The organism is Phyllobacterium sp. 1468, from assembly GCF_031455525.1.
Lineage (GTDB): Bacteria > Pseudomonadota > Alphaproteobacteria > Rhizobiales > Rhizobiaceae > Phyllobacterium.
Genome location: NZ_JAVDSX010000018.1, coordinates 1 through 17,107 on the forward strand (window position 1 = coordinate 1; position 17,107 = coordinate 17,107).

General features: G+C 54.5%; 17 protein-coding genes and 1 pseudogene. 6 read left to right on the forward strand and 12 right to left on the reverse strand.

What is annotated here, in order from left to right:
- The 6 genes and pseudogenes from J2X72_RS24745 to J2X72_RS24770 all read right to left on the reverse strand — a co-directional run.
- Positions 1 to 209 (reverse strand): annotated as a pseudogene (locus tag J2X72_RS24745) (NAD(P)(+) transhydrogenase (Re/Si-specific) subunit alpha); the annotation flags it as partial.
- Between the two features lie 160 nt (positions 210 to 369).
- The gene (locus J2X72_RS24750; RefSeq protein ID WP_114433066.1) at positions 370 to 591 is read right to left on the reverse strand and encodes an aa3-type cytochrome c oxidase subunit IV; all 222 of its coding nucleotides are present in this window, start codon (positions 589 to 591) and stop codon (positions 370 to 372) included.
- A 146-nt stretch (positions 592 to 737) separates the two neighbouring features.
- Positions 738 to 884, reverse strand: coding sequence for a DUF3096 domain-containing protein (locus tag J2X72_RS24755; protein ID WP_112532332.1), 147 nt, complete (start codon positions 882 to 884; stop codon positions 738 to 740).
- A gap of 133 nt (positions 885 to 1,017) precedes the next feature.
- Positions 1,018 to 3,321, reverse strand: coding sequence for an EAL domain-containing protein (locus J2X72_RS24760; protein ID WP_310076326.1), 2,304 nt, complete (start codon positions 3,319 to 3,321; stop codon positions 1,018 to 1,020).
- Between the two features lie 239 nt (positions 3,322 to 3,560).
- Complete coding sequence (locus tag J2X72_RS24765) at positions 3,561 to 4,067, reverse strand: hypothetical protein (RefSeq protein ID WP_310076328.1); 507 nt, start codon at positions 4,065 to 4,067, stop codon at positions 3,561 to 3,563.
- Positions 4,060 to 4,626 (reverse strand): CGNR zinc finger domain-containing protein, encoded by a 567-nt coding sequence (locus J2X72_RS24770; protein WP_310076330.1) that lies wholly within the window; start codon positions 4,624 to 4,626, stop codon positions 4,060 to 4,062. The genes J2X72_RS24765 and J2X72_RS24770 overlap by 8 nt, the downstream gene beginning before the upstream one ends.
- A 107-nt stretch (positions 4,627 to 4,733) precedes the next feature.
- Between J2X72_RS24770 and J2X72_RS24775 the strand changes: the two genes are divergently transcribed.
- Complete coding sequence (locus J2X72_RS24775) at positions 4,734 to 5,633, forward strand: branched-chain amino acid ABC transporter permease (RefSeq protein ID WP_310076333.1); 900 nt, start codon at positions 4,734 to 4,736, stop codon at positions 5,631 to 5,633.
- Here J2X72_RS24775 and J2X72_RS24780 read toward each other — a convergent pair.
- Positions 5,630 to 6,379, reverse strand: coding sequence for an SDR family NAD(P)-dependent oxidoreductase (locus J2X72_RS24780; RefSeq protein ID WP_210005918.1), 750 nt, complete (start codon positions 6,377 to 6,379; stop codon positions 5,630 to 5,632). The genes J2X72_RS24775 and J2X72_RS24780 overlap by 4 nt on opposite strands.
- A gap of 136 nt (positions 6,380 to 6,515) precedes the next feature.
- Positions 6,516 to 7,622 carry a TRAP transporter substrate-binding protein gene (locus tag J2X72_RS24785; RefSeq protein ID WP_310076335.1) on the reverse strand — a complete coding sequence of 369 codons (1,107 nt, stop codon included), beginning with the start codon at positions 7,620 to 7,622 and terminating at the stop codon, positions 6,516 to 6,518.
- A 264-nt stretch (positions 7,623 to 7,886) separates the two neighbouring features.
- Between J2X72_RS24785 and J2X72_RS24790 the strand changes: the two genes are divergently transcribed.
- Complete coding sequence (locus J2X72_RS24790) at positions 7,887 to 8,657, forward strand: gamma-glutamyl-gamma-aminobutyrate hydrolase family protein (RefSeq protein WP_310076350.1); 771 nt, start codon at positions 7,887 to 7,889, stop codon at positions 8,655 to 8,657.
- Position 8,658: 1 nt separating this feature from the next.
- Here J2X72_RS24790 and J2X72_RS24795 read toward each other — a convergent pair whose 3' ends face one another.
- The 4 genes from J2X72_RS24795 to J2X72_RS24810 form a co-directional block, all read right to left on the reverse strand.
- Positions 8,659 to 9,108, reverse strand: coding sequence for a hypothetical protein (locus J2X72_RS24795; RefSeq protein WP_210005908.1), 450 nt, complete (start codon positions 9,106 to 9,108; stop codon positions 8,659 to 8,661).
- A gap of 98 nt (positions 9,109 to 9,206) precedes the next feature.
- On the reverse strand, positions 9,207 to 10,226 hold the full coding sequence (locus J2X72_RS24800) for a LacI family DNA-binding transcriptional regulator (RefSeq protein ID WP_210005905.1): 1,020 nt from the start codon (positions 10,224 to 10,226) through the stop codon (positions 9,207 to 9,209).
- A 76-nt stretch (positions 10,227 to 10,302) separates the two neighbouring features.
- A complete protein-coding gene (locus tag J2X72_RS24805) occupies positions 10,303 to 11,208 on the reverse strand; it encodes a DMT family transporter (protein ID WP_310076338.1) in 906 nt (301 codons plus the stop codon).
- Between the two features lie 94 nt (positions 11,209 to 11,302).
- Positions 11,303 to 11,794, reverse strand: coding sequence for a MarR family winged helix-turn-helix transcriptional regulator (locus J2X72_RS24810; RefSeq protein WP_210005901.1), 492 nt, complete (start codon positions 11,792 to 11,794; stop codon positions 11,303 to 11,305).
- Between the two features lie 303 nt (positions 11,795 to 12,097).
- Between J2X72_RS24810 and J2X72_RS24815 the strand changes: the two genes are divergently transcribed.
- From J2X72_RS24815 to J2X72_RS24830, 4 genes are all read left to right on the forward strand, one after another.
- On the forward strand, positions 12,098 to 12,853 hold the full coding sequence (locus J2X72_RS24815; protein WP_310076341.1) for a creatininase family protein: 756 nt from the start codon (positions 12,098 to 12,100) through the stop codon (positions 12,851 to 12,853).
- A gap of 134 nt (positions 12,854 to 12,987) precedes the next feature.
- The gene (locus J2X72_RS24820) at positions 12,988 to 14,073 is read left to right on the forward strand and encodes a CobW family GTP-binding protein (RefSeq protein WP_405044777.1); all 1,086 of its coding nucleotides are present in this window, start codon (positions 12,988 to 12,990) and stop codon (positions 14,071 to 14,073) included.
- Between the two features lie 254 nt (positions 14,074 to 14,327).
- The gene (locus tag J2X72_RS24825; RefSeq protein WP_310076345.1) at positions 14,328 to 15,302 is read left to right on the forward strand and encodes a WD40 repeat domain-containing protein; all 975 of its coding nucleotides are present in this window, start codon (positions 14,328 to 14,330) and stop codon (positions 15,300 to 15,302) included.
- A 379-nt stretch (positions 15,303 to 15,681) separates the two neighbouring features.
- Positions 15,682 to 16,605, forward strand: coding sequence for a TauD/TfdA family dioxygenase (locus tag J2X72_RS24830; RefSeq protein ID WP_310076348.1), 924 nt, complete (start codon positions 15,682 to 15,684; stop codon positions 16,603 to 16,605).
- Positions 16,606 to 17,107: the final 502 nt, after the last annotated feature.

The following is a 17,107-nucleotide window of genomic DNA, read 5'->3' on the forward strand; positions in this document are numbered from 1 at the left end:
AGCACCACATCGGCCCTGGCGACATCGCCGGCCTTGCCGATCACAGCCCCCGCCGCGACAAACTCGCCATCCGGTATGCGCGAGGCAACGCCCGCACCAGCCTCGACGACAACCGCAAAGCCGAGGGCTGTCAGCTTCTTGACCGTCTCCGGCGAACCGCCAACCCGCGGCTCATCGATCTCTTTCGGTATGAACAGTGTCTGAGCCAAGCTCTCACCCCCAAGCAAGTTAAACACAACAAAGCCAGTGATCCCGTAACAAGAACAGCGCGGCTAGGGACTTATGACGGTTGGGACCCCCGATAGGTGGATCGTTCGAGTGAACGCCTTTCGCAGGTTATCCGCCCGGTATGTTACAGAACAGCTTGCCCTAAAGGAAAAACCAAGCGGCAACGCAAACAATGATGAAAAGCAGTGTGGCAGAGAAGAAGCCTCCGACGAAAAAACCGAATGCCATAGCAACCAGCAACGCAGCACAGGACACAACGCCCCATTTCGAGAGCGAAAGGAACAGATTGTAAGTGCTTTCATGTTCCTTGTAATCCATGGGAGCGCCCAATTCTGCCGGTGCAGTATCGTGATGATCAGCCATCTTCAAACCTCTTATAGTCGATGTCGCATTGGCAATAGCGAAAACACCGCATCAGCGCAATGCGCAGATAGTCGCTTGCAGGACACTCAATCGATATAAATCAAAGAAAGAGTTTATTCACTCCCGAAGATAGATCTTCGGCTGTCTCATGTGAGAAGATGGGGAAACAGTCCTGTCACGCCGATAATGATCAGATAAAGCGCAACGATATAATTCAGCAGCCGAGGGGCGATCAGAATAAGTATCCCTGCGATCAAGGCGACGAGTGGCGCAATAGCAATCTGAGCAATCATGTTGATTCTTCCTTTTTAAAGTTCATCGGCAGCAATGTTCCAAAGTGCAGCTTAGGTCAGCGCCGTTCCGATGTCAGCGCGGGAAGCACATTATCCAATGGACATTGTTCGTTGTGAAAACGGGTATTCAAGGTCAGTGCAAGGACACAGCGTATTCTGTCACTGCGACCAATTTCTGTTCCATTGAAACATCAAGAAGCCTTGCAATATCCTGAGCAGGCATCGCAGCACCATACAAGAAACCCTGCACATATTCGGCGCCGATCCATTCACTGATCAACTCGGACTGTTCGTTGGTTTCAAGTCCCTCGATCGTCACTGACAATCCGAGTTCGTGCGACATCTGCACGATGCCACGAAGCAGTTTGAGAGACCTTCCCTCGGCGACAATATCGGCGATAAAAGAACGATCGATCTTGACCTTCGTGACCGGAAGATCCTTCAGATAGCTCAGGCTCGAATAGCCCGTACCGAAATCATCAATTGCGACCTGGACGCCAAAATCCTTGAGCTCCGAAAGTACACTCCCGGTACTTTCTCGATCCGTTATGAGCGCACCTTCCGTTACTTCCACCTCCAGCAGATGCGGCTCAACGTCGTAGCGCCTCAAAGCGGAACGAATAATATTCACCATGTCCATGTTCTGGAGATCATAGGATGACAGGTTGACCGAAACGGCGATCCGCGACTCCCATCCATTGCAATCCTTTATAGCGCGTTCGACCACGCACCGGGTGAGATCGGATATGAGCCCCATTTCCTCCGCCATGGGAATGAATTCAGCCGGAGAAATCGGGCCAAACTCCGGGTGGTGCCATCGGGAGAGGGCTTCGCAAGCCGTCATGCGCAAGGTCCGAACGTTCACTATGGGCTGATAGGCAACGGTCAACGCGTTCTCGGCAATCGCCTTCCGCAAATCCGCTTTGAGCCGTTGCTTGCTGCGGAACGAATGGTCCATGGTATCGACGAAGACTGCCCAATCTTTCTTGCTGTCTTTCTTCGCGACATCGAGTGCCAAATCAGCATTCATGTGCATCACAACAAGATCAAACTCGGCTGCATTGGCAACCGCCACGCCAGCATTAGCGCCGGTTAAAATATCATGGCCGGAAACAAGGTATTGGCCGGAAACCATGCGCATGATGCGATCCACAGCTTCCAGCGCCGCGTTCCGCGTCGGCGCGGAGAACAAGAGGACAAACTCGTCGCTTCCAAAGCGTGAGATTACCGGACCGTTGGCGTCGGCCAACGTCAAACGATCGGCAAACGCGCGAAGCAGCTCATCGCCAATGCGGTGGCCAAACGTATCGTTCGTGCGTTTCAACCCATCGATATCGACGACCATAAGAGCGATTTGTGCGTCTTGCTCAGCCATCTCGATGTATGAACCGGCGATTTCGGCAAACTGACTGCGATTCGGCAAGCCGGTAAGGCTATCATAACGTGCCATCCGGCTAATTTGCGCTTCGGCTTCCGCACGGCGGGTGACGTCTTGAAATATCAAAACTGTACCGCGTTCTGGATCAGGCGTCGCTGTAAACTCAAAGTGGCGTTTGGCCGGCGACACGAACACGTCCCGTTGCTTTGTCCCCGCCAGAAGATCCCGCATCTTCATGCGCAGGGCCTCCAGCGCCTCACTGGGAAAGTAGGTCCGCAGTTGAGCCAGCCGCAACAGCGTTTCCAATGATCTGCCTCGGAGCTGTTCAGGATGATCGAACCCCATCATTTTTGCCGCCTTCATGTTGGCAACCGTGATGGTCTGGTTCCGATCGAACATCAGAAGCCCTTGCGGCATGCCATTAAGTGCCGCGTCGAAATTGTTGACGACAATACCAAGTTGCCGTTTGCCCAGCAGTGCATCGAAAAGCGACTGGCGCAAATTTGCGGCGATGCCGATATTGCTCCATAGGAAGGGGAGAATAAGCAAAGCGAGCAGCCAATTATAAAAGCCGCCGAGAAGGATGAACGTCACGAACAGCGGCGCAAGCAGAGCGACCGACATTCCGATCACAACGGTGCGTGAAACGAAGTTCCGCGTGACGAGTGCAACCGTTGAAGCAACGACGATGATGATGCTGGTGATGGCCGCCGATGGGTCGGCCAAGATATAGATACTGACAAAACACAGAAATCCGAGAAGGATACAGGTGCCCAGCGCACCGGACAAATAACGCCATTCCCATTTCTTCAAGGTAGCCGCCGTTGCTTCGGTCAGATTGGCCTGTTCGAAAGCATTTGCATTTGCCATCCTGCCAATAACCGTGACGAAGAACGCGGCAGCGAAGGCAATATAGATCGGATTCTGGGTCTTGATATAGATCATCAAGGTGGCGGTAATCTGTACGATGGAGGTCCACCAGATTGCCTTCTTGTTCGCATAAAGTGTGCGAAGAAAAATGGTGTCGAGTGACATGCTCTCGTTGAGGTCAGTTCTCATCAAATGCCCGCGCACAACTGTACCCGCCACGGATACGTTACCGATTACTTACATAGAAACGCCAACGACAATGAAAACAGAGATTGGACAACGAGTTAGAGTATTTATCCTTACCGCATGTCAAATCTAAATTTCATAATTAGGCAAATAGAATTACCAATTCCTGAAGGAACCAGATCAGGATGAACTTCTGTATTTCAACGGACCGCCGACCTCCGTTGTATTAAGTCGTAAACGACCTAAGCAGGGCAAGCCGCAGGGGGATCTTCAGCTGAGCCCTTATCCGGATTGGCATCATAGAAAGGACCGACAACCAGCGGTTTATCCGGCATGACCGACTGATCCGTGTCTGAAATCATTTTCCGCTCAATTGTCTGCAATAATTTACCATTGGCGTCTTCAAGACGCATACTGACTTTATATTCCCGGTTTGCCTTCACGCATTTGACTGGGGGACTTTCAATCGTGATTTTTTCCATCGTCGGCCATACCTTCTGCCGAACAATCATCGGATCGCCCCCCGCTGGATTTTCAAAAGTCGTCTCCAGCATGGAACCATCGGGCAACGGGCGCAGCTTTGCCAACGTAAGCAGATAGGTTGCCTCTGCTATACGGTAGTTGAAGACGAAAATCTTCCCAGAGACATTCACGTAGTCGCCTTCGCCTGCGTCGCGGCAAGCGCCCAGACAGAGTCCGACGAGCAGCAGCGAAACTCCCGGTCGCACGAATCTTGCTTTGTCAAACATGATCGTTTCCAGCCTGCTTTACATTGCGATTATAGTGCCGCCGGGCTTTCGCCCGATTGCCGCAGACATTCATATCGCACCACCGGCGGCTCCGGTTGCGGCTCTCATCGAGATAAAGCCAGTAGCAATTCGGGCAGGCCTTGATCCGCTCCAGTCGTGCGGGATCGAGTAGACGCATGGCTGAAAGAAAGGCCGCGGTGCCCAGGGATAGGTCGCGCTTCTTTTCCGAAAGATCTGGTAGCCTGAGATCTCGCCCTTCCGGCTCATTGTATACAAGATCGGCACCAAGACGCAGAAACGTGGATAAGTGTCCGGACTGCAGGCTGCCTTCACCAACGGCGCATCGAAACAAGCTGTTGATTACCTCGCGAATGCCGATGAGCGCGTCAGTGCCTTTTTGTGACAGCGGAGGGTGGAACTGCACGTTTCCCCATTCGCCAGTTCGGAAAATTGCTGCAGCCTCCGCAAAACGCGGCAATTCAACCGGGTCATTAAAACGATCCAGCGAGCGCTCCGGGTCTCCACGAAAAATCACCGTGTTCGCCAAGTCCAGGGCCAACACACCTCCGCTAAATCGATGAGCATTCCAATCAAATTTCATGGCCAAAATTCTAACTGGTAAAATCAATTTTGCAAGTTAGAATAGCCATGAGTAGAGAGCGGCAGATGGCGTATTTTCTTCAACTTCTTTTAAATGGCGTTCACAACGCCGCGCTGTATTCCCTGCTCGCCTATGGTTATGTGCTCATCCATGGGCTGACGCATCGCACTGACCTGTCGCTTGGCGCTATTTTCGCTTTTTCTGGGCAAACCTTTATTCTGGCGACAGCATTCGGATGGTCCGTTCTGTGGATGACGTTGCCAGCCGCGCTTTCATTCGGAACCATTATTGCTATGGTTTATGTCGGCATAGGCGGTTACGTCATCGCAAGATTTATCTACACCCCGCTCGATGCAGGGAACCGCAATACTGTGCTGGTGGCGACGCTTGGTCTAAGTATTTTTCTAATGGAACTGTCGCGCATTGCAGCGAACACGAGGGATTATTGGCTACCGCCATTGCTTGCAGACCCTGTTCGATTGCTCGGACCGGCGATTGGTACGAGTTTGACCCGGTTGCAGATCGTCAACATCGCGATCGCCTTCTCCGTTATCGCCGTTGGCGAGATGATCATGTTGCGCACGTCGGCAGGCAGGATCTGGCGGGCTGTCAGCGATGAACCCGCAGCATCAGCGCTTTGCGGCATCGATCCATCGCGCGTGAGGACTCAGGCTATCCTTGCGGCCTATGGTGTGTGTGCGCTCGCCGGATTTCTTGCCGCGCTCTACTACGGCAATGTCAGCTTCAACACCGGTATGATCTTCGGCTTGAAAATCCTCTTTATTACGGCCGCCGGGGGATTTTCACGGCCCCTGTATGCCGCATTGGGTGCGGCGGTCATCGGCATCATAGAATCCCTATGGGGTGGATACTTTTCTGTCTTGTGGCGGGATGCGGCCGTATTTTCCCTGCTCGTTTTTGTCCTCGCTACCCGCACTAACGTTCAAGAAACTGAGCGCATTTAGCCTTGCAGGCTATGGCCACCGTCGATCGTAATAACCGTCCCGGTAATATAACTGCTGGTGTCCGAAGCCAGCATCAACACAGCCCCATCAATATCTTCCGCCTCACCTAACCGGCGCATGGGGTTCTTGCCCTTGAGAAAGCCTTTCGCCGGCCCATCCATGATTGTCTCATTGAGACGGGTCGGAAACCAGCCAGGCGCAATAGCGTTGACCCGTATGCCGTGGGGCGCCCATTCGAGCGCCAGCGACTTGGTCATCTGGGCTACTGCCGCCTTCGACATGGCGTATGCCGCTGAACCTTTGAGCGGTGCGTCCGCCAGAATGCTCGAGAGATTGATGATGGAACCGCCAACACCCTTGGCTATCATTCGTTTGGCAGCCTCCTGAGCGATAAAAAATGCACCCTCGACATTTACTTCGAAGATGTGCCGGAGTTGTTCGCGCGTCGTGGTGAGCGCGCGCTCTATCGTAGCCACACCAGCATTATTGAACACCACCGTCACGGTTCCAAGGTTTTGCTCCGCCTCGTCAAAAGCGCGCGCGATATCAGCCGCGACCGTGACATCGGCGATTATGTTGAGAATGTTGGATCGTTGCGCATTGTCGGGCGCGGGCGTTCGCGAAATTGAAACGACGTTCGCACCATGAGCAGCAAGTACCTGCACCATTCTCAGCCCCAAGCCAGAAGAGCCCCCGGTGACCGCAATATTCTTGCCCGCTACTGAAATGGAAGGATTATCCGTCATTGAAAATACCAGTGAAACATCGTGCCGAATTGTTGCGTCACTGTTAGACTGCTCCTTGAGAGCTGACAACAGGCGGAATAGAGAACCCCGGGCTCATGCGCGCCGGGGTTCCCGTTTTTTCTTTGACGACAATGAATCACAGCTTTCCGTTACGCTGCTGCACCATCATGAACGTATCAAAAGTGTATTCCGCAACCTGTGCGTACAGGAAATGTTCGTTGCGAAACGCCTTGATCGAACTCCAGATTTTCTTGAACGCTGCGTTGCTGTCTTCGAGTTGTGCATAGACCCCATTGGCTGCTTCGAAGCAGGCGGACAGGATTTCCGGACTGAAGGGCCGCAATTGCGCGCCACCAGCCACGAGACGCTTGATCGCTGCAGGATTTACGTAGTCATACTTCTGCAGCATGTTGGCATCGGTGGCCTGAGCTGCCGTACGGAACAGCGATTGATAGGCTGGAGGAAGGGAATCCCACTTTTGCTTGTTGACCATGAAACTGACGGTCGGGCCGCCTTCCCACCAACCGGGGTAATAATAATAGGGCGCGACCTTCTGAAAGCCGAGCTTCTCATCGTCATAGGGTCCGACCCATTCGGCGGCATCGATCGTGCCTTTCTCAAGAGCCGGATAGATATCACCGCCGGCAATCTGTTGTGGAACGACACCAAGTGTCTCCAAAACTTTGCCGGCAAAGCCGCCAACACGCATCTTGAGACCCTTGAGATCTTCGACAGTCTTGATCTCCTTGCGGAACCAACCACCCATCTGCACGCCGGTGTTGCCGCCAGGATAGGCTTGCAGACCCTGTTTGTTGAAGAACTCGTTCATGAGATCGATACCGCCGCCATGATATTGCCAGGCGTTCATGCCGCGCGCATTGAGCGCAAAAGGCACCGCAGCACCAAGGGCCCATGTGGGGTCCTTCCCCCAGTAATAATACGCGACGGTGTGGCAAAGTTCGACCGTACCGGCCGCTGCCGCATCCGCGGCTTGAAGACCGGGAACGATTTCGCCAGCCGCGAATGGCTGAATCGTGAAGTTACCGTCAGTCGCTTCCCTCAAGTACTTCGACAATACCTCGGCGCCGCCGTAAATCGTATCCAATGATTTCGGGAATGACGATGCGCAACGCCAGGTGACCTTCGGCGTTGACTGTGCAATTGCAGGCGCCGCAAGCGTGGTGGCTGCTGCAGCTCCTACCCCGGCAAATCCTGCCTTCGTGATGAACGAACGACGATCCATACATTCTCCTCCAGACTATTGATCTTCAATTCTATCGGCCCAGATCACCAGACGATCCCGTCTGGTCCCCCCGATCTCGTGATCACCATACACACTCGTCAATTCAAGTCCAGCAGATGAACCCCCATGCAGAACGACACATTGAAATGGCTGAATTCACGCGTCGAATGTGTCATTCGCAATATTTTTCCCGCTTCCATTGCCATTGGAAACGGGGGCGACTTACACTACATTCAGCCGAAGGTCTTTCATGGAGTTAACATGATGCGGCAACCTCTCGTCGCCATAACGTCAGATGTTCGTACGTTCGAAAATTACACGTGGCACGCAGCGCCGGATCAATATCTTATGGCGGCATACGAAGCGGCTGGCGTTATTCCGTTGATCGTGCCGTCATTTGGCGAGAGCCTCGATATTGATGCCATTCTTGACGGAGTCGATGGCGTTCTCATCACCGGATCGAAGTCGAATGTTCATCCGGCTCTCTACGGCGTCGCACCCAGTGAAGCACACGAACCTTACGACCCGGCGCGTGACGCTACGTCGCTTCCGCTGATTCGTAGAACCATCGAGCGCGGCGTACCGTTATTGGCCATATGCCGCGGCATTCAGGAGCTAAACGTAGCGCTTGGCGGTACACTTGCTACCGAGATACAAGAGCTTGACGGGCGCATGGATCACCGCGCGCCGCAATCCGATCAACAGACCGAACGCTTCGCCATTCGTCATCCGGTCCACATCAAGCCAGGATCCTGTCTGGCGAATGTCATGCAAAGCGACGCGATCCAGGTAAACTCCGTACACCGGCAAGCCATCGACAGGCCCGCGCCACAGCTTGACATTGAGGCGGTTGCTGATGACGGCACAATTGAGGCCGTTTCAGTCAAGACTGCCCGCGCCTTCGCCGTTGGCGTTCAATGGCACCCGGAATATTGGGTGAAGAGTGATAGTCCCTCACGCAAGATATTTGCAGCATTCGGCGACGCCGCGCGCGCGCACAAGGCAAGCCGTGAGCGAATGCAGGCGGCGGAGTAATTTAGAACGCGTTAACGCCTTCAGTGGACATCGACAGGATCACAGAACGCGGCTCGACACTGATGTAGGCAAGACCGTCGCTCGGGCTGAACTCAACGATCGTCCGACCGAGATTATCGGCAAGATCAATCGTGCCGTCTTCGTTATTGTGCCAGGTCCTGGCATTTGCCAACGGCTCATAGAGATTTCCGCAGCTGCTATCGATCGTGAGCGCATCGTGGCCGGGCGTGCCATTTTCGACAGGAAACGCCTTGCAGCTCGCGCCTCCGCCTGGGCTACTGATGACAAATCTCGGCACATCATGGCTACCCGTATCCGCTGGTACAGACGCCGTCGTCTGGGTGTCGACGTCAGCATCTTCGCCAGCGGTAAAAGTCGCGAAATCGAGGAACATGGCGACTACTGCCGCTGCAGTGACGAAGCCGAGACAAGTCGTTCTACCCAGTAACATACTATACTCCACGGGAAACAAACGCCCTGTGAAACCTAGTCGCGTAGAATTAATGAAGCGTGAAGCGGCATCCGGATAAGTTGTCTGGCGCGCCGCCGCTATCTCTCTTTTGGCTTTGAGGTCGACTGCCGGATGCGCAATTCCGGCTTGATCAATTCCTGCCGCGCGTGCGTGTCGGCACCGTTAAGCTGATCGAGCAGAGCCCTCGCTGCTCGCTGTCCAACTTCGCGTTGGCCGTTCCACACAGTTGTCAAAGCCGGCGTAGCGATTGCCGCCTCTTCAAGGTCGTCATACCCCGTGACGGATATATCAACGCCAGCAACCAATCCGGCGCGAGCTATGCCATTCATCATGCCGATCGCCGAAAGATCATTCCAGCAGACCGCAGCAGTCGGGTGATCTTTCAAGGCAAGAAACTGAGGTGCGGCGTCAAAACCGGCCTGCTTGGTTCGCGGGCCAGGAATGCGCCACTCCGGTTTAGCCTCAAGGCCCGCTTTTTGCATTGCATGAAGATAGCCTTCGTAACGGTCGCGGCCTGTGGATGTCTGATCGGTGCCGCCCACCATGGCGATCCGGGTATGTCCCAGCGAAATAAGGTGGTTTGTGGCAAGGCCTATGCCATAGGCATCATCCCCGCGGAACACCGGCACCTGGGCATCCTTGACGGTGCGGGCAATGAGGACAACGGGCAGCCCATTGTCTTCCGCCATGCGAATATCTTCCGCCGGGGTACCGATCGCCGGGGACATAATTACACCGTCTCCCCCGAGTTGCAGCACTGTGTCGATGAAGGTCCGTTGCTTATCCAACTGATCGTAGTGATTGGATAAAATGAATGTCTGACCGGAACGATCTAGCTCGCCCTCGATTGCACGCAATATTTCTGCAAAGAACGGGTTCATGATATCGTGAACCACGACACCCACGATGCCGGACCGCGAAGTGCGAAGACTGGCCGCGCGCCGGTTATAGATGTATCCAATGGCGCGCGCGTGTTCTTTTATCTTTTCACGCGTCTGATCGGCTACGAGCGGACTATCCCGCAAAGCCAGTGATACGGTTGCTGTAGACACTTTCAGCGCGTCGGCAATAGTCGATAGCTTGATTTTCTGCGCCAAAAAAACCGCCTCCCCACAGTATCATCAAATAAGCCACGTTATGGTACTCGGCGTTATGCCATTGCAATCACATAAATCAAAGTCCTTTCAACCCCGCTCCCCGTAACTGTCGTTCGCGGTGCACGACATAAAGACCACTGCCAATGATTATAACCGCACCAACGAGTGTATATGCATCCGGAAATTGGTTGAAAAACAGATATCCGAACGCCAGCATCCAGATGATTTGCAGGAACGGATAAGGCGCTAGCGCAGCCGTCGTCGCTTTTCTGTAAGCCAGGATGATCAGATAATGGCCAAAACCGCCAAAAAAACCGAGTATTAGCAGCAGAACAATCTGAAACGGTGTTTCCGGAATGACTGCCTGCATCACCGCGGGCGACATCAAGATAGCCGGTGCGAGAGCAGAAAAGAAAATCAGGCTCTCCGGCGATTCCGTTACCGCCATACGCCGCGTCAAAAGCACGTACAGCGAATAGCTTAGCATCGCAGCGATCGAAAACGGCAATCCGGGATTGAACGCGCCAAATCCCGGGCGGGCAATGATCAGCACTCCTGTGAATGCGACGATAATGGCTGCCCACCGCCTCCATCCTGCCCATTCGCCGAGCAGGGGACCTGCCAAAGCCGCGATTACCATCGGCGCCGCAAAGGTTATGGTAATCGTCTCGCCGAGCTGCATCGTCTGCAATGCGTAAAAGTTGAAATATGTTGAGCCAAACAAGCAAAGCCCACGCAGGAATTGAAGGGGGATATTGCGCACCTTGAAAAGCCGCGGATTTGACCAGGCGCGAAAGAAGATCAGCGCCAGGATAGCGTGTTCCACAAACCGCATCCAGGAAATGAATGCCGTGGGAATACCAGACAGAACCAAATATTTGGCACTGGAATCGAGACATGAGAAAAGAAAGCCGGCGGCAAAAATATAGAAAATGGCGGCAGCCGGCGCGACTTCCTGCGAGGACGGGAGGAGTGGTGACAAAACAGGTTTACCAATCAGGCGGGAAGGAACTGCCTACATGATAACAAGTTCAAACGTTTTGTAACGGTAAATTGGAAAAACTTTTACCTATCGTCTATTCGTCGTCGGCATCATCATCGTCATGATCGTCATCGGGCGCAGCTTGGCGTAAAAGTTCCGCTGCGGAGAGATTGATCTCAAGTCGCGAAAGCATTTTTACAAATGCCTTGCGCTCTTTCTTGTCAAACCCCTTCATCGCATCCTTTTCAGTCTTACGAATAGACTTCTCGATTGCTTTGATTGCCTCGTTGCCCGTATCTGTCAGGAAGATATGGGCTTGGCGCTGGTCGGTCGTTGATCCCTCTTTCTTGACGAAACCTTGTGTTTGCAGGCGGGAGATCGTCTTGGTGATTGTTGGCGGGCGTACGCCAAGGCGTTTGGCAAGAACGCTCGGCGATAGACCATCTTCGTGTGCCAGCTGCAACATCACCGCATCCTGCCCTGCATAGAAGCCATGGCCAAGCAATCGTGTGGCCAGCGCCGTCCGCGTCAATCTAGCGGTCGATTGCAGACGATGAAGAATGAGGGGTTTACGATCCTTGACCATTCAAACTCCTGCTTGCACATCACGTATTGACCGGTTGATGTTGAGGCGGCTAGCTCTTGTTGTGAGGGTAGTTAACAGACGAACATTATGCGCTGACACAGCCATTACAATAGCAAATCCAAAACCAAATGAGCAAATCGACCTGAATCGAGCATTCGTTGCACAGCAAACCCGCGTTACAATTCTTATATGACAATCTGATGAAATTTGCCGACGAATTTGTGCGTGATGCCAAATAAGTCTGTGAAATCACAATCTAACAGGACTATTCTCTTATCGCTCACCCCGAGCGGATCAAACAGGATGAACCAGCCGGAAATGCCAAAGCAAGCGACGATTGCCCTTCTTCCTCTCGGTGCGCACGAGCAGCATGGCCCGCATTTGCCCTATGAAACCGATGCGCTTATCGCTGCAGGTCTGGTCGATCGGCTTAAGGATGCGCTCCCACAGGCGCTATCGGTCAATTTTCTACCCGTCGAGCGGGTTGGCTACTCCATCGAACACATGGGTATTGCCGGCACCCGGACATTGACCTTTGACGAGGCGGTACGTCGCTGGATCAGCATCGGCGAAAGTGTGACACGGCAAGGCATATCCAAGCTGGTCCTTTTGAACGCCCATGGCGGCAACGCCCCGCTTATGACGATCGTAGCTACGGAATTGCGGGTTCGTTTCAATATGCTTGCTGTGGCAACAAGCTGGACCCGATTTGGTTTGCCGGATGGCCTGATCTCTCCCGAGGACAAAGCACTCGATGTTCACGGTGGCTTCATCGAGACTTCGGTGATGCTCGCCTTGCATCCCGAGCTTGTGGATATGACCCGAGCAAGAAACTTCAGTTCCAATCAACGCCATTACGCCGAAACCTACAAACACCTGCGCGCGTATGGCCCACATGCTTTCGGCTGGAAAATGACGGATCTGAACAGGGAGGGTGTAGCGGGCAATGCAACTGTCGCTACTGCAGAAGCTGGCGAAGAAATTATCGCTCACTGCGTGAAAGGTCTTGTAGAACTGCTCGAAGACGTCAGCAGGTTTGATTGTTCGGTCTTCAGCTGATGCACCTCAACCGGTTTGATCAACTCATTCACGCATTTGAACACCGTAGGTGTGGCAAAAACTGATCCGATCACCTATATCGTGGGTCTATCCATTCAAAGAGGCACACGATGAGTGAAGCTCAGACGAAGTCTATGGCAGCAGAAGCTGCACGCCCCGCACAGATTCCGGTGACAGTCCTGACCGGCTATCTTGGCTCAGGAAAAACCACGCTTCTCAACCGCATTCTGAGTGAAGATCATGGCAAACGTTATGCTGTCATCGTCAATGAATTTGGCGAGATTGGTATCGACAACGATCTGATCGTCGAATCGGACGAAGAAATTTATGAAATGAACAATGGCTGCATATGCTGCACGGTACGCGGCGATTTGATCCGCGTGGTGGAGGGCCTGATGCGCCGTCCCGGGCGATTCGATGCCATTATCGTCGAGACGACCGGCCTTGCCGATCCCGTGCCCGTTGCCCAGACTTTCTTCATGGACGACGACGTCCGCAGTAAAACGATGCTTGATGCGGTGGTTGCATTGGTCGATGCCAAGCATCTGCCGCTGCGTCTGAAAGATAGCCGCGAGGCGGAGGACCAGATCGCCTTTGCCGATGTTGTACTTCTGAATAAAACCGACCTTGTAACTCCAGACGAGCTTGCCGCGGTTGAGGCGACTGTCCGCGCCATAAATCCGCATGCCGTCATTCACCGGACCGAGAGGGCCGGCATTGATTTGTCTCGCGTTCTTGATCGGGGCGCTTTCGATCTGACTCGGGCCTTGGAAAGCGATCCGCATTTCCTTGATCGCGATCATCCAGATCATGAGTGCGGCCCCGATTGCGAGCACGATCACGATCATCATCACCACCATGACCATGGACACGACCACCATGGGCATGAACATCATCACCACGATCATGCATCCCCTATTCATGACGTAACGGTTCAATCCGTGTCGCTTCGGACGGCCGAGCTCAACGCCGACAAATTCTTCCCCTGGATTCAAAAGATCACGCAGGAACAAGGGCCGAATATCCTTCGGCTGAAGGGCATTCTGGCCTTCAAGAATGATCCTGAACGCTATGTCATCCAAGGTGTGCACATGATCATCGAGGGTGATCATCAGCGCGCCTGGAAGGACGGCGAAAAACGTGAGAGCCGTCTCGTATTTATCGGCCGTGAACTCGACCATGATGCATTGAAATCAGGCCTTGAAAGTTGTCTTGCCTAGGTCGCGAAAGCTTGAACAGGATCGAAATGGTATGAGGCAATTCGGACGGAAGGAGCAAGGGGGATGGAAACGTTTATCCATTTTCAATTCCCTTGCGGCGCTGTTGCCGGGAAGATGGACCATGTCCTTTGGACGCCGAAACAGGTGCAAGCTGCAGCAGTGTCAAATCGTTTCGACGGGTGGAAGAACCCGACCCTTCACGTCTCTCCTCGCATCTTCTTGCTATTTCAATCCTATTGACGAGTTTACGACCTATGCCGACCATTGCCCCGCTTGATCTTGCCGGCCATTGCATTGACGCACGCTTTATCCGGGATATCCCTTTCTTTGCCTTGGCTGATGGCACCGTACATCGCCTCGACAATGGTCATAAGATCACGCAAGCGCATGACGGGCTGCTTTGTGCAGCGCCCTCATTTGACGGCAAGTCCCTCCTGACCGGCGGCGAGGACGGCCGAATCTGTGCGACCGGCTTGAACGGACAAGCGGAAGAATTAAGCGTCGTGCCGCGCAAATGGATGACGGCCTTGGCTGCAGCACCAAATGGTGCGATCGCCTTTGCGTCGGGGCGGTCGGCGTGGGTAAGGCCAGCCGATGGCACGGTTCGTGAAATTCTGCACGAGCGCAGCGTCGAAGGTCTAGCCTTTGCGCCCAAGGGCTTTCGGTTGGCGGTCGCTCGTTACAATGGCGTGACACTGCATTGGCCCGCAACGACTGGCGCTCCGACCGAGCTTGAATGGAAAGGTGCGCACGTCTCCGTCATTTTTTCCCCGGACAACCGTTTTCTCGTCACCTCGATGCAAGAGAATGCCCTGCACGGATGGCGGCTTGAGGACAATCGCCATATGCGCATGAGCGGTTATCCCAACAAGGTGAAGAGCTGGTCCTGGAGCGCGAAAGGCAAATGGCTGGCCACATCAGGTGCACCCGCCGCTATCATTTGGCCCTTTTCGGGAAAAGATGGCCCGATGGGCAAGGCGCCACTGGAGCTTGGTACCCGCGGCGACAGCCTGGTCACTGCCGTTGCCTGCCATCCGGTCGAAGAAATTGTGGCGATCGGCTACTCGGATGGCATGATTCTGGTCGGCCGTTTCGGCGATAGCAAGGAAGTGCTCTTGCGTCGTCCTGGCAAGGGAGCAATCTCGTCCATGAATTGGGATTTGACCGGGCATCGCCTCGTTTTCGGATCAGAGGCCGGCGATTGCGGCGTCGTCGACATCACCGCCTGAGTCGGCTAGAAACCGGCCGCCCTGCACCTCGAACGCGCATCTAGGCACTCGCACTTTTGCTGCCCGCTGACGTGGCTTATGCTCGCTAATCCCTGACGCTATTCAGATTGAAGTCCGGCGCATGTGGCCGGCACGGTGCGAGGCATTGGTCGACCACGTCGAATGCCGCCGCAAGCCAATTGCTCAGCAATTGCCTCCGGATTGACAGCACGTTTTGACAAGCTGCCTTAATTTAGAAAATCTTCTCTCTGGATTCAGTCGAATATTCGGTTTGATGCTGATGTCGCACTGCCATGCGATTTACGGCGCCCGGAAGATGACCTGCCGGGCGGACGTGATCTGCTGTCCCTTCCCTTGCAACAATGACCAGGAGATTTCCGTGGGCAATCCAGTTCTCATCGATCCGATCATTCCAGCATCAGACGTCGTGGCGCTGACCGGCCGCGTCGGGGCCGAAATCAAAGGCGTGCGCCTCGGCGGCGAACTTCCCGACGCCATGATTGCCGCCATCAACCAGCTTCTCCTCAAGCACAAAGTGATTTTCTTTCGCGATCAGGCACATCTCGACGATGCCGGACAAGAATTGTTCGCGCGCCGTCTCGGCGATCTCGTGCCCCACCCGACTCAAGGTGCCATTGCCGGTACCGCGTCGATCCTCAATCTCGATTCGAGCCGCGGTGGCGGCCGGGCCGATCAGTGGCATACGGACGTCACGTTCGTGGACGCCTATCCGAAATTCTCGGTGCTTCGCGGCGTCGTCATTCCGGCGGCGGGCGGCGACACCATCTGGTCAAACACTCATGCAGCCTACGAAAATCTCCCGGCGCCCCTGCAACTCCTCGCCGACAATCTCTGGGCAGTCCACAGCAATGCCTATGACTACGCCGCCGTACGGCCCCGCGCTACATCCGAGGAGCGGAAGCATTTCGACGAAGTCTTCACATCCACCGTCTACGAGACCGAGCATCCCGTCGTGCGTGTCCATCCGGAAACCGGCGAGCGCACATTACTCCTCGGCAATTTCGTCCAGCGTCTCGTCGGCCTGTCAAAGGGCGATTCGGCAAAGCTTTACGAACTCTTCCAATCCTATGTCACTGCACCCGAGAACACCGTACGGTGGCGGTGGCGGACAGGCGATGTCGCGATCTGGGATAATCGCGCGACGCAGCATTATGCCGTCAACGACTATGGCGATCAGCATCGGGTCGTGCACCGCGCAACGGTTGACGGCGATGTGCCGGTCAGCGTCGACGGCCGGCGCAGCATAACCCGCGTCAAGGCCGCCAAGCAAAGGGCGGCCTGATCATATGCCGCACGTTCCGGCCGATTTCCTGTCCTGTGGCTTGGCGCTGTAGGTCTTGGCCTGGCCACTTTGTCTGTGATCGCGGTGCGAGAGCGCCGCGGTTGCCAAGTTGGGGATGCGCAGGAGACGACACGCTCCGGCATAGCGACATGATCCACAAAGGCACGCATACGTTCATCGCAATTGGCGGCCCAGAATCACGAAAGCCCCCCAGGAGGGGCATTTTTGCCGGTGCGTTGTACGGCGCTTGTTGCGACGTGCGTCCCAGTGGACGAGAAGGCTTATCGCCCTGTTGGGCGTGTCAGGTTGCTGCTTTCATGTCTGGCGATGTTTGGGGATTTGGATGCGTGGGAGGATTTGGCTGTTCGGGCTGACGAGGATGCCGATTGTCCGAGGAAACCGCAAACCGCAAAAACCCCGCTTGATGCGGGGTTTTTGTTTCGGTTTCGCTCGAACGAGAAGCTGGAATGATTTGGTTGCGGGGACAGGATTTGAACCTGTG